The sequence below is a fragment of the Pseudomonas arcuscaelestis genome, assembly GCF_016881005.1.
GTDB lineage: Bacteria > Pseudomonadota > Gammaproteobacteria > Pseudomonadales > Pseudomonadaceae > Aquipseudomonas > Aquipseudomonas arcuscaelestis.
Genome location: NZ_JACOPV010000018.1, coordinates 83,255 through 97,227, shown reverse-complemented (window position 1 = coordinate 97,227; position 13,973 = coordinate 83,255). Strand labels below are relative to the sequence as shown.

General features: G+C 59.5%; 11 protein-coding genes. 7 read left to right on the top strand and 4 right to left on the bottom strand.

What is annotated here, in order from left to right:
* The first annotated feature begins 11 nt into the window (after positions 1-11).
* The 6 genes from H8F21_RS24725 (at position 12) to yccS (ending at position 9,296) form a co-directional block, all read left to right on the top strand.
* Complete coding sequence (locus tag H8F21_RS24725; RefSeq protein WP_203585528.1) at positions 12-1,454, top strand: TldD/PmbA family protein; 1,443 nt, start codon at positions 12-14, stop codon at positions 1,452-1,454.
* A complete protein-coding gene (locus tag H8F21_RS24720; RefSeq protein WP_203585527.1) occupies positions 1,454-2,785 on the top strand; it encodes a TldD/PmbA family protein in 1,332 nt (443 codons plus the stop codon). The genes H8F21_RS24725 and H8F21_RS24720 overlap by 1 nt, the downstream gene beginning before the upstream one ends.
* Before the next feature lie 58 nt (positions 2,786-2,843).
* Positions 2,844-4,271: a multidrug transporter subunit MdtD gene (gene mdtD / locus H8F21_RS24715; protein WP_203542810.1), complete on the top strand. Its 1,428-nt coding sequence runs from the start codon at positions 2,844-2,846 to the stop codon at positions 4,269-4,271.
* A gap of 105 nt (positions 4,272-4,376) precedes the next feature.
* Complete coding sequence (gene dbpA, locus H8F21_RS24710) at positions 4,377-5,714, top strand: ATP-dependent RNA helicase DbpA (protein ID WP_236043212.1); 1,338 nt, start codon at positions 4,377-4,379, stop codon at positions 5,712-5,714.
* 102 nt (positions 5,715-5,816) lie between these two features.
* Positions 5,817-6,998 carry a BaiN/RdsA family NAD(P)/FAD-dependent oxidoreductase gene (locus tag H8F21_RS24705; protein ID WP_203542809.1) on the top strand — a complete coding sequence of 394 codons (1,182 nt, stop codon included), beginning with the start codon at positions 5,817-5,819 and terminating at the stop codon, positions 6,996-6,998.
* A gap of 117 nt (positions 6,999-7,115) precedes the next feature.
* Entirely contained in the window at positions 7,116-9,296 is a 2,181-nt protein-coding gene (gene yccS / locus H8F21_RS24700; protein ID WP_136478462.1) for a YccS family putative transporter, read from the top strand.
* On the opposite strand, the gene H8F21_RS24695 is transcribed toward yccS, so the two are convergent.
* A complete protein-coding gene (locus H8F21_RS24695; RefSeq protein ID WP_203478678.1) occupies positions 9,297-10,034 on the bottom strand; it encodes a substrate-binding periplasmic protein in 738 nt (245 codons plus the stop codon). It lies immediately after the preceding gene.
* A 240-nt stretch (positions 10,035-10,274) separates the two neighbouring features.
* On the opposite strand from H8F21_RS24695, the gene H8F21_RS24690 reads away from it, so the two are divergent.
* Positions 10,275-10,727, top strand: coding sequence for a GNAT family N-acetyltransferase (locus tag H8F21_RS24690; RefSeq protein ID WP_203478677.1), 453 nt, complete (start codon positions 10,275-10,277; stop codon positions 10,725-10,727).
* A 56-nt stretch (positions 10,728-10,783) separates the two neighbouring features.
* Here the strand turns inward: H8F21_RS24690 and H8F21_RS24685 are convergent, their stop codons facing one another.
* The 3 genes from H8F21_RS24685 to H8F21_RS24675 are packed head-to-tail and all read right to left on the bottom strand — an operon-like array spanning position 10,784 to position 13,758.
* On the bottom strand, positions 10,784-11,080 hold the full coding sequence (locus H8F21_RS24685) for a winged helix-turn-helix domain-containing protein (RefSeq protein ID WP_136478465.1): 297 nt from the start codon (positions 11,078-11,080) through the stop codon (positions 10,784-10,786).
* Positions 11,081-11,097: 17 nt separating this feature from the next.
* Positions 11,098-11,598 (bottom strand): M48 metallopeptidase family protein, encoded by a 501-nt coding sequence (locus H8F21_RS24680; RefSeq protein ID WP_203478675.1) that lies wholly within the window; start codon positions 11,596-11,598, stop codon positions 11,098-11,100.
* A 39-nt stretch (positions 11,599-11,637) separates the two neighbouring features.
* Complete coding sequence (locus H8F21_RS24675) at positions 11,638-13,758, bottom strand: putative bifunctional diguanylate cyclase/phosphodiesterase (protein ID WP_203478666.1); 2,121 nt, start codon at positions 13,756-13,758, stop codon at positions 11,638-11,640.
* Positions 13,759-13,973: the final 215 nt, after the last annotated feature.

The following is a 13,973-nucleotide window of genomic DNA, read 5'->3' as shown; positions in this document are numbered from 1 at the left end:
GAGGTTCTTGCATGTTCGAAATGACCGCATTGCTGCGCCAGCGCTTTGCCGCCCTGCGCAGTGATGCCGAATTTTTTTCCCTGCGCTATGTGCAGCAGTCTCAGCAGCAACTCTCAGTACGCAAGAACGTTGCCGAACCGCCATTCTTCTACCGCGACGAAGGCGTAATGCTCACCGTGCGAATGCAGGGTGTCGAAACCTATGCCGCAACGGCCGACCTGTCGCAGTCCGGCCTGCAGCGGGCCCTGGAGCAAGCGCAAGTGCTGGCCAGGCAGATATCCACGCGCGCCCTGCTCGACCTCAGCGAGCAACCGGTTGCCACTGAACGCAACGATTATTGCTCGCCAAACCTGGAGCAAGCCTTTGCATCTCTGGCCGAGTGCTATGACTTGCTCGCGCGCGAATCGAGCAGCGTGCCCGCCGACAGTCGTCTGGTGAACTGGCAGGCCAGCCTTGGCATCAGCGACGTCGAGCAAATTTACCTGAACAGCGCGGGTGCCGAGCTACGCCAGGCACAACGCTTTGTTTACCCTGGCTTCAGCGTCACGGCTTTCGATGGCCAGGATAGCCAGAGCCGCACCCTGGGCCGGGAGAACTTCGGCCAGCAAGGCGGCCTTGATGTCATTCAGCGCTGCGGTTTGATCGGCGCCGGGGCCAAGGTCGCCGACCAGGCCTTGCAGCTATTGCTCGCACCGAATACCCCCAGCGGTGTGCGTGACCTGCTGCTGATGCCGGACCAGATGATGCTGCAGATTCACGAATCCATCGGTCACCCGCTGGAAATGGACCGAATCCTCGGTGACGAGCGCAACTACGCCGGCACCAGCTTCGTCAAAGCCAGCGACTTCGGTAGCCTGCAGTACGGCTCGAAATTGCTCAACGTAACCTTCGACCCCACCATCAGCGAGGAGTTGGCCAGTTACAGCCATGACGATGACGGCAGCGTTGCCGACAAAGCCTTTCTTATCCGCGACGGTTTGCTGCTGCGTCCGCTGGGCGGCGCGCTGTCGCAATTTCGCTCTGGCCTGGACGGCGTCGCCAACAGCCGCGCCTGTGGCTGGAATCGCGCGCCAATCGATCGCATGGCCAATCTCAACATCGAACCCGGCGACCAGAGCCTCGATCAACTGATCCAAGGTATCGAGCACGGCATCCTGATGCGTACCAACCGCTCCTGGTCCATCGATGATGCGCGCAACAAGTTCCAGTTCGGCTGCGAGTGGGGTCAATTGATCGAGAACGGCGAACTCAAGGGCGTGGTGAAGAACCCCAATTACCGCGGTATCTCCGCTCGGTTCTGGAGCAATCTTAGCGCGGTTGGCGATGCCAGCACCTTGCAAGTCCTGGGCACACCCAACTGCGGCAAGGGCGAGCCCAATCAGGTGATTCGTGTCGGCCATGCCTCACCTGCTTGTGTATTCAGCCAGATCGACGTATTCGGAGGAGACGCCTGATGGCTGCCACCGCACAGCAAAGTTTTCAACGCCTGGTGTCCAGCCTGCTAGAGCAGGTGCGCGCACCCGAGCACTTCACCCTCAGCTACAGCGCCGAACAATCGCAATTCATTCGTTTCAACCATGCCAAAGTTCGCCAGGCGGGCGAGGTACAGCAGGCCAATTGCGTATTGAAACTGGTCAAGGACGGGCGTCAGGCCGAATTGCAATTCACCCTCGGCAACGACACGAATGTAGATCAACAACGTTTGGCCCAGGCACTGGAACAGTTGCGCGCCACTTTACCGTTGCTGGAAGCCGACCCTTACCTGCAACTCAACGACAGCGCCTGGCAGAGCCATAGTGTGCAGGACCAGGCACTGCCTGCCATCGATCAGGTGCTGACGCAGATAGATCAAGGCGCCGGAGACCTGGATCTGGTCGGCATTTATGCCGCCGGCCCGATCTGCCGCGGCTTTGCCAGCTCGTTCGGCGCTTTTGGCTGGCATCAGGCCAACAGCTTCAACTTCGACTGGAGCCTGTTTCACAGCAACGGCCAAGCAGTCAAAGCCAACTATGCCGGCCAGCACTGGGACAGTGCCACCTTCGCCTTGCGCCTGCGCCAGGCGCGTGAACAACTGGAATACCTTGGGCGCCCCCTCAAAACCCTGCTTGCGGGCGAGTACCGTGCCTACCTGGCGCCAGCGGCAATGGACGAAGTCATGGGCATGCTGTGCTGGGGTGGTTTCTCTGCTCAGTCACTGGCGAACAAGAACAGTCCACTGCAACGTCTGTACGCCGGCGATGCGCGCCTCAATCAACAGGTGAGTATCGCCGAGCAGGTCAGCGGCTCGTTGAGTCCGAGCTTTTCTGACGAGGGTTCGCCTCGCAACGATCTGCGCCTGATCGAGCAAGGCCAAGGCTTGGACCGTCTGGTCTGCGCCCGCAGCGCCGCCGAGTTCGAATTGGCCGCCAACGGTGCAGATGGGCATGAATCTCCCTGTGCGCTAAGCATGGCCGCGGGCGATTTATCAACGCACGAGGTCCTGGCACGCCTGGGTACCGGGCTGTACATCAGCAACCTGTGGTACCTGAACTTCTCCGACCTGCCGGCAGCGCGCATGACCGGTCTGACCCGTTTCGCCACATTCTGGGTCGAAGACGGAAAGATCCAGGCGCCGGTCAGCACCATGCGCTTCGATGACAGCGTCTACAGTTTGTTGGGTTCTCAGTTGGAGGCGTTGACCACAGAGCGCGAGCTGATTCTGTCGACCAGTACCTACGGCCAGCGACAAACCAGTTCGAGCCATTTGCCAGGAGCATTGGTCAAACGCCTGACGTTGACATTGTGATGCGCCTGATGGCGGGAAGAGCCAGCTCCCACAGGGCCCTCAAGGATTGATAACTACCATGCCCAACCGCGCCCCGCTGGACCCTGTCACCGCCCGCTGGATTCCCTGGGTGGTGGCGATCGCCTTCTTCATGCAGTCGCTGGACGGCACGATCCTCAACACCGCGCTGCCAGCCATGGCCCGGGATCTGGCCGAAGATCCATTACGCATGCAGTCGGTGATCATCGCCTACATGCTCACCGTGGCCTTGCTGATCCCGGCATCCGGCTGGATCGCCGACCGCTTCGGCACCAAGCGGATTTTCTTCGGCGCTATCCTCCTGTTCAGCCTAGGTTCACTCCTCTGCGCCCTGGCTGACAGCCTGAGCATGCTTGTCGCCGCGCGGGTGGTTCAAGGCCTGGGCGGTGCCCTGATGTTGCCGGTTGGGCGGCTGGTGGTGCTGCGCGCCTACCCCCGCTCCGAGCTGGTTCGAATCATGAGCTTCATCACCATTCCCGGCCTGCTCGGTCCGCTGCTCGGCCCGACCATGGGGGGCTGGCTGGTGGAAATTCTCAGTTGGCACTGGATCTTCCTCCTCAATCTGCCGGTCGGCGCCATTGGCTGTTATGCGGTGTGGCGTTTCATCCCCGATTTGCGCGGCAGCGAGCGCACACGCTTCGACGGTGTGGGCTTTGTGTTGTTCGGTGCCGCGATGGTGCTGATCACCATTGCCATGGAGGGGCTGGGCGAACTGCACCTGCCGCATCTGCGCGTGATGCTGCTACTGTTTGCCGGCATGGCCTGCCTGGCCGCGTACTGGCTGCGGGCAGGCAGCATCGACAACCCGCTGTTCTCGCCCAAGCTGTTTCGCACCCGAACCTTTTCCGTTGGCATCCTTGGCAACCTCTTCGCACGCCTGGGCAGCGGCGCACTGCCGTTCCTCGTACCCTTGCTGCTGCAGGTTGCCCTTGGCTACTCACCGGCCCAGGCCGGCATGAGCATGATTCCTCTGGCAGCGGCGGCGATGCTGGCCAAATCGATCGCACGCCCGCTGATCGAGCGTTTCGGCTACCGCAACATTCTTACCGCCAATACCTTGCTACTCGGTGTGCTCCTGGCGAGCCTTGGACTGGTGGACGAAAACACGCCCTATGGCTTGTTACTGTTCCAATTGGCCCTGCTCGGTGCGGTCAACTCCATGCAGTTCACGGCGATGAACACTGTCACCCTGATCGATCTGGACGACGCCAGCGCCAGCAGTGGCAACAGCTTGCTCTCGGTGGTGGCGCAACTGGCGCTGAGCCTTGGGGTTGCCTGTGCGGGCGCCCTGCTCGGCGGCTTCAGTGCTGCGGGCAGCGCCGAAGGCGTGGAGAGCACCCTGGGCGCCTTCCAGCTGACCTTTTTGACCATCGGCCTGATGTCCATGCTGGCGGCGGCAATCTTCATGCAGCTGTCCAGGACGGACGGAAGGCGCGCCCCTCGTCCGGAACCGGAGATCGAGCCTTAGGGGTAATGGCTTCGAGGCTGGTACACTGCGCGACATTTTGTTTTGCAGGCCCGCCTCGTGACCACCATTGCCACCGCCTTTGCCACTTTGCCGCTGTCCGCCGCCATGCTGGCCAACCTGGACGCCCTCGGCTACGCCCAGATGACCCCGATCCAGGCCCAGAGCCTGCCGGTCATTCTCAAGGGCCTGGACCTGATCGCCCAGGCCAAGACCGGCAGTGGCAAGACTGCCGCGTTCGGCATCGGCCTGCTCAACCCGATCAACCCGCGTTACTTCGGTTGCCAGGCGCTGGTCCTGTGCCCGACCCGCGAGTTGGCCGACCAGGTGGCCAAAGAGCTGCGCCGCCTGGCCCGCGCCGAAGACAACATCAAAATTCTGACCCTGTGCGGTGGTGTGTCGCTCGGCCCGCAGATCGCCTCGCTGGAGCATGGTGCGCACATCATCGTCGGTACCCCAGGCCGTGTTCAGCAGCACCTGAGCAAAGGCACGCTGGTGCTCGACGGCCTGAACAAACTGATTCTCGACGAAGCCGACCGTATGCTCGACATGGGCTTCTATGACGCCATCGCCGACATCATTGAACAAACACCGAAGCGTCGTCAGACCTTGCTGTTCTCGGCCACCTACCCGGCGGGCATCAAGCAGTTGGCATCGGCCTTCATGCGCGACCCACAGACGGTCAAGGTCGAAGCACTGCATGCCGACAGCCAGATCGAACAGCGTTTCTACGAGATCGCTCCAGAGCAGCGCATGGAAGCTGTCAGCAAGGTGCTCGGACACTTCCGCCCGCAGTCCTGCGTAGCGTTCTGCTTTACCAAGCAGCAGTGCCAGGAGCTGGTCGAGCACCTGCAGGCCAAAGGCGTCGCCGCCCAGGCCCTGCACGGCGATCTGGAACAACGCGACCGTGACCAGGTGCTGACCCTGTTCGCCAACCGCAGTCTCTCGGTGCTAGTAGCCACTGACGTGGCCGCCCGCGGCCTGGACATCGATGCCCTGGACATGGTCATCAACGTCGAACTGGCCCGAGATGCCGAGATTCACGTCCACCGTGTCGGCCGTACCGGACGCGCTGGCGAGAAAGGCCTGGCGGTAAGCCTGGTGGCACCGGCCGAAGGTCATCGCGCCAAGGCGATCGAAGAGATGCAGAAGGCCGACCTGCGCTGGGAGCAACTGGACAGTCTCAAGGCCCAGAGTGGCGCACCGTTGCTGCCGACCATGAGCACCCTGTGCATCGCTGCCGGTCGCAAGGACAAACTGCGCCCAGGCGATATTCTCGGCGCCCTGACCGGTGATGCCGGACTACCGGGAACCCAGGTCGGGAAAATCGCGATTTTCGACTTCCAAGCCTTTGTTGCCGTCGAGCGAGCAGTGGCCAAACAAGCGCTGCAACGCCTCAACAGCGGCAAGATCAAGGGCCGCTCGTTGCGCGTGCGCATCGTTTGAGTTGATGGTTCAGTTTGCCTGATTTATCGCGGGGCAAGCCCGCTCCCAGCGGAGCGAGCTTGCCCCGCGATAGTTTCACTCCCGTATCGTGAGGATTTCGCAGTGCGCTCCACCGAAGTGATCATCATTGGCGCAGGCGCCGCCGGCCTGATGTGTGCCCTGACTGCAGCAGGTCGCGGCCGTCAGGTGCTGCTGCTCGACCACGCCAATAAACCGGGCAAGAAAATCCTGATGTCCGGTGGTGGCCGCTGTAACTTCACCAATATGTACACTGAGCCTGCCAACTTCCTGTCGCAGAACCCGCACTTCTGCAAGTCGGCGCTGGCCCGCTACACCCAGTGGGATTTCATCGAGATGGTCGGTAGGCATGCCGTGCCGTATCACGAGAAAAAGCTTGGTCAACTGTTCTGCGATAACAAGTCCAGTGACATTCTCGACATGCTCCTCACCGAGTGCGCAAACGCCGGCGCCGAACTGCGCATGGACACCCGCATTGACCAGATCGAGAAAATCGATTCGGGTTACCTGCTGGAAACCAGTGCCGGGCAGTTCCGCTGCCAGTCGCTGGTAATTGCTACGGGAGGCCTGTCGATTCCGACCCTGGGCGCCACCGGCTTCGGCTATCAAGTGGCTCGCCAGTTCGGTCACAACCTGCTGCCAACGCGTGCAGCGCTGGTGCCGTTTACTATCACCGAACCAGTGCTCAAGGGCATCTGCACTGAGCTGTCCGGCAGTTCCGTGGACTGCATCGCCAGTTGCAATGGCAGCAGCTTCCGCGAAAATCTCCTGTTCACCCACCGTGGCCTGAGCGGGCCGGCAATCCTGCAGATCTCGTCTTTCTGGGAAGCAGGCGACACGGTTGAAATCAACCTGCTACCGGATCACGACGCCTTGAGCTGGCTGCAACAGCAACAGGCCGAACGCCCCAACAGCGAATTGAAAACCCTGCTGGGCGAAGTCTTCACCAAGAAAATGGCCAACCTGCTCAGCGAGCACTGGTTCGACTCCAAGCCAATGAAGCAATACACCCCAGCAGAACTGGCCAAGGTCAGCGACAAGCTTGGCGCCTGGCAGGTGGTTCCGGCTGGAACCGAAGGCTATCGCACCGCAGAAGTGACCCTGGGCGGCGTCGATACCCGGGAAGTGTCCTCCAAAACCATGGAGTCGCTGAAAAGCCCTGGCCTGTACTTTATCGGTGAAGTACTCGATGTCAGCGGTCACCTGGGCGGTTTCAACTTCCAGTGGGCCTGGGCATCGGCCTATGCGGCCGCGCAGTTCGTCTAACCTTCGCGATAGAATCAGCGCATCAAGGAACAAATTTTGCTGGTCAGGTGTATCCGTAATACGGTTGCCATCTGACTGGCTCAATTTCGATCATCGCCCAAGGCCTGCCTACTCGACATGTCATCCTCCTCATTCAGCCAATCGTTACGCCGTATCTGGGCGTTGGACAAGTTCAGCTATGCCATCCGCGTACTCATCGCCCTGACCGGCAGCATGTTGCTGTGCTGGTATCAGGATGAGATGAATCTGCTGATCCCGTTGTTCCTGGGCATTATTGCCAGTGCCCTGGCTGAAACCGACGATAACTGGCAAGGCCGCCTGAATGCTTTGGCGGTAACCCTGGTGTGCTTCACGGTTGCCGCACTGGCAGTGGAGTTGTTGTTCCCTTACCCGCTCATATTTGTCTGCGCCCTGGCACTGGCCAGCTTTGCCCTGACCATGCTCGGCGCCTTGGGTGAACGCTATGGAGCAATTGCCTCGGCCACGCTGATTCTGTCGGTCTATACCATGATCGGCGTGGACCAGCGCGGCGGCGAAGTTACCGACTTCTGGCACGAACCCCTGCTGCTGGTAGCCGGCGCCGCCTGGTACGGCTTTCTTTCGGTGTTGTGGCAGGCGCTGTTTTCCAATCAGCCGGTACAGCAAAGCCTGGCGCGGCTGTTCCGGGAACTGGGGCGTTACTTGAAACTCAAGGCCAGCCTGTTCGAACCCATCCGCCAGCTGGACGTGGAAGCGCGGCGCCTTGAACTTGCACAGCAAAATGGCCGGGTAGTGGCGGCACTCAATGCCGCCAAGGAAGTCATTTTGCACCGGGTCGGCAATGGTCGCCCGGGCTCGAAGGTCAGCCGCTACCTGAAGTTGTATTTTCTCGCTCAGGACATTCATGAGCGAGCCAGCTCATCGCACTACCCTTATAACGCCCTGACCGAAGCGTTCTTCCACAGCGACGTGCTGTTCCGTTGTCAGCGCCTGCTGCGCCAACAAGGTGTCGCCTGCCAGCAACTGTCCGAGTCGATCCAGTTACGCCAGCCGTTCACCTACGACACAGGTTTTGCCCAGGCCCTGGAAGACTTGAACGCCTCCCTTGAACACTTGCGTATTCAGAGCAATCCCGCCTGGCGCGGTCTGCTGCGCTCGCTGCGCGCGCTGGCTGCAAACCTGGCAACGCTCGACCGCCTGCTCAGCGATGCAAGCAATCCCGACACCCTGGCCGATGCCAGCGACAGCAGCCTGCTCGACCGTTCGCCGCGAAACTTGGCCGATGTCTGGAATCGCCTGCGCCAGCAACTGACGCCCACCTCGCTACTGTTCCGCCACGCGCTGCGATTGCCACTGGCCTTGTCGATTGGCTATGGCATGGTGCATCTGATTCACCCGACCCAAGGCTACTGGATCATCCTCACAACCCTGTTTGTCTGCCAGCCCAACTACGGTGCAACCCGGCGCAAGCTGGTGCAGCGAATCATGGGCACCGGCATTGGCCTGACCGTTGGCTGGGCGTTGTTTGACCTGTTCCCAAGCCCCATCATCCAGTCGCTGTTCGCGGTTGCAGCAGGCGTGGTGTTCTTCGTCAATCGCACCACTCGCTATACCCTGGCCACCGCTGCAATTACCCTGATGGTGCTGTTCTGCTTCAATCAGGTCGGTGATGGCTATGGGCTGTTTCTTCCACGCCTGTTCGATACCCTGGTTGGCAGTCTGATCGCGATTCTCGCGGTGTTCCTGTTCCTTCCGGACTGGCAGGGCCGGCGCCTGAACAAAGTGCTGGCCAATACCCTGAGCTGCAACAGCACCTACTTGCGCCAGATCATGCAGCAGTACGCCCAGGGTAAAAGCGACGACCTGGCCTATCGCCTGGCCCGGCGCAACGCCCACAATGCCGATGCGGCACTGTCGACCACCTTGGCCAACATGCTTATGGAGCCTGGGCATTTTCGCAAAGAGGCCGATGTCGGCTTTCGCTTCCTGGTGCTGTCGCATACGCTGCTCAGCTATCTGTCAGGACTGGGTGCGCACCGCGAGACTACATTGCCTGCCGATGTTCACGAACACCTGATCGATGGCGCCGGGGCCAGCCTGGCCAACAGCCTGGATGAAATCGCCGAAGGACTGGCCAGTAAACTGCCTGTAGCGATTCACAGCGATGCCGAAGAAGCGCTGGCCAATGAGCTTGAGCAAATGCCTGAAGAGCTTGAGGAAAACCAGCGACTGGTGCAGACCCAATTGGCGCTGATCTGCCGTCAGTTGGGCCCGCTGCGCACCTTGGCGGCGCACCTGATCAAAGATACACCGCAGTGATCAGAACCCTGGGCGCTTGAGAAGTCGATCGTAGCTGCCATCTGCCCTCATCTCTTGAATGGCCCGATTGAAGCCGGCAATGATTTGCTCATGCCGGGGATTTTTCAGACTCACCAATATGTGCAGGGTGTTTTCGCCCAGCGGCTTGTCGACGAACTCGACACTGTCGCGCAGCGAACGGGTCTCGCGCTGCAGCATGTAACGGGCTACGTGCTCGTCTTCAACCGTTAGCCCCACCCTGCCCGCAGCCAGCATACGTACCGCAACAGAAAAATTGCGCACGGGTATCTTCTGCAAACGCGCGTCCGTATCGAACGCGGGTGAATAGGCATAGTCGCGAACAACTACAATGGGATAAGGCGAAAGATCACTCAGGGTCTTGAACTTCAGCGGGTCGCCCTTGCGCTTGAGCAATCGAATACGGTTGGTCAGATAACTGGTAGAAAACGCGCCGATAAGGGTGCGACTGTCATTGAACCAGGCATTTACCAGCACGTCGTAGCGCCCCTCCTCCACCCCCATCAACGCTCGCGCCCAAGGTGCTTGCTCGAACTCGCTGTCGTAGCCGGCGCGGTGCAAAGCGGTGGTGACAATAACTGTCGCCAAGCCGCCGCCGGGCAAATCGGCGCCAGTAAAAGGTGGCCATACATCCGCAACCAAGCGCAGCTTTTGCGCATGCGCAGTATTCGACGCCAACAGCAATCCCAGCAAACCCAAGACTCGAAGCAGTGCTGCCATGCCCAAATCCTTCAGTAAACGCGTCTGTACACGTCATTGATTTCAACTGCTTGAGAGATAACGCTGGAAGCGCATCTGCGCAGGTTACACAAAGATAAAGCTTCGAGGCAGAGACAATGATATCAAATAGCCTCTATTTTGCGCCGCGTCACTTCCTGTGTTGAATTATGGCAATTTCGCCCTCGTCCTCGCTCTTGCCTTCTGCGATGATCAGGTCAATCAACCGTTCGGGAACCCCCTATGTCCATTGACTGGATCTGCAAACATCACAGCGACCTTGGCAAGGAACAACTTTATGCAATTCTGCAGCTTCGTACCGAAGTCTTTGTAGTTGAGCAAAGGTGTGCCTACCTGGAAGTCGACGGCCAGGATCTGGTAGGTGATACCTGTCATCTGATGGGTTGGCAGAACGATGAGCTCAAAGCCTATCTGCGCCTGCTAGACCCCGAATCCCAGGGTGGCGACGTGGTCATCGGCCGCGTGGTTACCGCGCACTCGGCGCGTGGCCAGGGGCTGGGCAACAAGCTGCTGGAAGAAGCGCTCGAACAGGCGGAAAAAAACTGGCCTGGAGTGCCCGTCTACCTGTCGGCGCAATCACACCTGCAGGACTACTACGGGCGCTATGGCTTCCTGGTAGTAGGCGAGGAATACCTCGAAGACGACATTCCCCATATCGGCATGCGCCGCGGCTGAATCGCGGCGGCGGCACATTTTGCAGAAGCGCACTCAGCCGTTTCTGCAACGCCTGCTCAGGGGTACCCGAGCACCTCTCGAATCTGGCGTAAATGCTGGATGATCCACTCTTTGTCGATCGCTCCCCAATCACGAATCCGGTAATGTCCGGCGTGATTTCGTGCGCCTTCCTGCTGTTCGAACTCGCACACAATATCCAGGTCGGCCAATGCGGCAATCGTGTCCTGGGCGGTGCGTCGCGGCATGCCGGTGGCCTCCATCAAGGCCGGCACGCTGCTGGCGGTCTGGCTGTCGATCAACCAGGCAACGTACAAGCGTCGATAGAAGCTGGTCTTGGTCTTGCTCACATCCATTGGCAGGTCCTCGCGGCTCACCCTATGACAGGCAGCTCGCGGTAAGTCAGGTAGACACGCAGGTCGAACTCAAGTTGATGGTAGCCCGGCTGCATGTGTTCGCAGAGCTGGTAAAAGGCTTTGTTGTGCTCGGCTTCTTTCAAGTGAGCCAACTCGTGCACCACGATCATCTTCAGGAACTCCGGCGCCGCGTCCTTGAACAGCGAGGCGATACGGATTTCTTTCTTCGCCTTCAACTTACCGCCCTGCACGCGTGAAACCGCGGTGTGCAGGCCCAGTGCGCGATGGGTCAGGTCCAGGCGGTTGTCGAACAGCACTTTGTCCAGGTTTGGTGCATTTCGCAGGTATTCCTGCTTGAGGCCCTGGGCATAGCTGTACAACGCCTTGTCACTCTGCACGTCATGGCGTTGCCCATAGCGCTGCTGCAAGTAGTCGCCCAGCCGGTTGCTGGCGATCAATTGGCGGACCTGGTCTTGCAGGGCGGGCGGATAGGCTTGCAGGTATTTGAGCGCGTTCATGATTCAGGCAGTAGAGGAGCAAAGCAGCAGTCTACCCAACTACACCTGCTGCCAGTCAAAAAAGCGCGGAAACTCGCTAGCATCGCCTTCGGTCAAAGGATGGGCCAACAGAAAGCCCTGGACGTAATCGCAGCCATTGGCGCGCAGCCAATTGGCCTGATCCGGTGTTTCGACCCCTTCCGCGACAACACTGATTCGGTATTCCCGGCATAATTCGATCACACAACGGACCATGGCCGCATCAGCTGTGGAGTCCGGCAACTGCGCCACCAGTTGTCGATCGAGCTTAAGCGTATCGATGGGTAGATCACGCAACATGCGCAACGAACAGGCATTGGCTCCGAAGTCATCCAGAGCAATCCTCACCCCTAGTTCCTGCAGCTTTTCCAGCTGCTTTACACCCTCCTCGATGTTGTATTGCAGCGAGGCCTCGGAAATTTCCACTTCCAACTGGCGGGGTTGAAGCTCCTGGCTGACAATCACCCGTGCCAGTTCATCAACCAGGTTGGGCATGCTGAACTGCACTTGGCTCAAGCTGATTGCTACTACCAGGTCGGCATCGTAACGCTCATACCAAGCTCGCCGTTGAGCCGCGCCGTTGAGGTATATCCAGCTGGCCAGGCGGGTGATCAGGCGAGCTTCTTCAAGCAGCGGAATGAACAAGCCCGGCGGCACATCACCGACGCTGGGATGCCGCCAGCGCAGCAGCGCCTCAAAACCTCGCAGCCGGCCATCGGCAAGAGCCACCTGAGGCTGATAAACCAGGCTGAATTCCTTATGTTCGATGGCACCGCGCACGCTGTCTTCAAGCATCAGGCGCGAACGGGCACGACCATTGAGGTCCTTGTCATAGTAGCGATACTGCTGACGACCCGATTGCTTGGCGGCATACATCGCCGCATCGGCAGCGCGAAGAAGCCCATCGAGGCTACCGCCGCACTCAGGGTAAGTGGCGATCCCGATACTCACCCCAAGCGTAACCTCCAGGCCATCGATCTCCTGATAGATCGACATCCGCTCGATGAGCTTTTCAGCAAAGCGCGCAGCCTGCTCAGGGTATTCCAACGAATCGAGCAACGCGGTGAATTCATCGCCGCCCATGCGCGCGAGAATCGCGCAGGAGCCCAGGCAATCCTTCAATTGTCCGGCCACCCAGTTGAGTACGCGATCACCGGCTTCATGCCCCAATGAGTCGTTGATACGCTTAAAGCCGTCCAGGTCCAGAAACAACAATGCCTGTGGCCGCTCCGAACGTTCATTGAGCAGTAGCGCACTCTCTGCCACCTGATAGAAACCACGCCGATTGAGCAGGCCGGTAAGCGGATCGGTGATGGCCTGGTACTCGAGTTGCTGATGCAGGTTTCGCACCACGGACATGTCCAGCACGGTGACCACCAGGGCTCGCTGCTCCGACGGCAATGGCGCACACGACAGGGCCACAGGAATCGGATGTCCTCCCGCGGTACGCAGCACGGCATCATGGATACGCAGGGTTTCTCGCTGCAAAAAAGCCTGGTAGAACGCCGAATCGGCCCACAGGGTCGAGCCAGGCGTCTGGATGAAATTCAGCAGGCTCATTCCCTGAAGTTGATCGAAGGGTGCATCGAGCAAGCAGGATATGGCCGGGTTGGCAAAACGGATCAAGCCATCTTCGGCGACTACCAGAATGCCCTCGGCGGCATTTTCGAGTACCGATGCGTTGAATGCCCGCTCGGCTTCAAGGTCGTGACTCAAGCGCTGCAGCGAACGACGGTTGTGCTGTTGCTCCAGCAAGGCCTGCACCTTGGGCCTTAAGATCTGCGGATCGAAGGGTTTGAACAGGTAATCGACCGCACCGCTGGCATAACCCTTGAGTACGGCAGCGTGGGACTGCTCGTTGGCAGTAAGGAAAATAATTGGGGTATGGCGCGTACGCTTGCTTCCGCGCATCAGCCGGGCCACTTCGAAGCCATCCATCCCCGGCATCTGCACGTCCAACAGCACCAGATCGACGTCATGCTCAAGCAGCGCGCTCAACGCTTCCGTTCCGGAGCTTGCGGTAAGTACTTGCCAGTCCTGTCGGGCCAGCAGGGCACGCATGCTGATCAGATTTTCAGGATAATCGTCGACGACCAGTAAAACAGAACTGCCATCGGTTGAATGAGGTTGCGCGCAATCCATGCTGCTTCTCTTTTGGAACGGACATCGGATTTCGGCTGAAATCCGAGATTAACTCTAGACCTGACGGCCCTGAATCTGAAGTCATCAGATTGCCATCACCGGCGTAAAGTTCCGGAAGCCGACTAACGGTCTGACTGCTCAGGCCATTAATCCCCTATTTCTGACGTGAAAGACACAAAAAACCCGCATTTCTGCGGGTTTTCGTTTACTTGGTA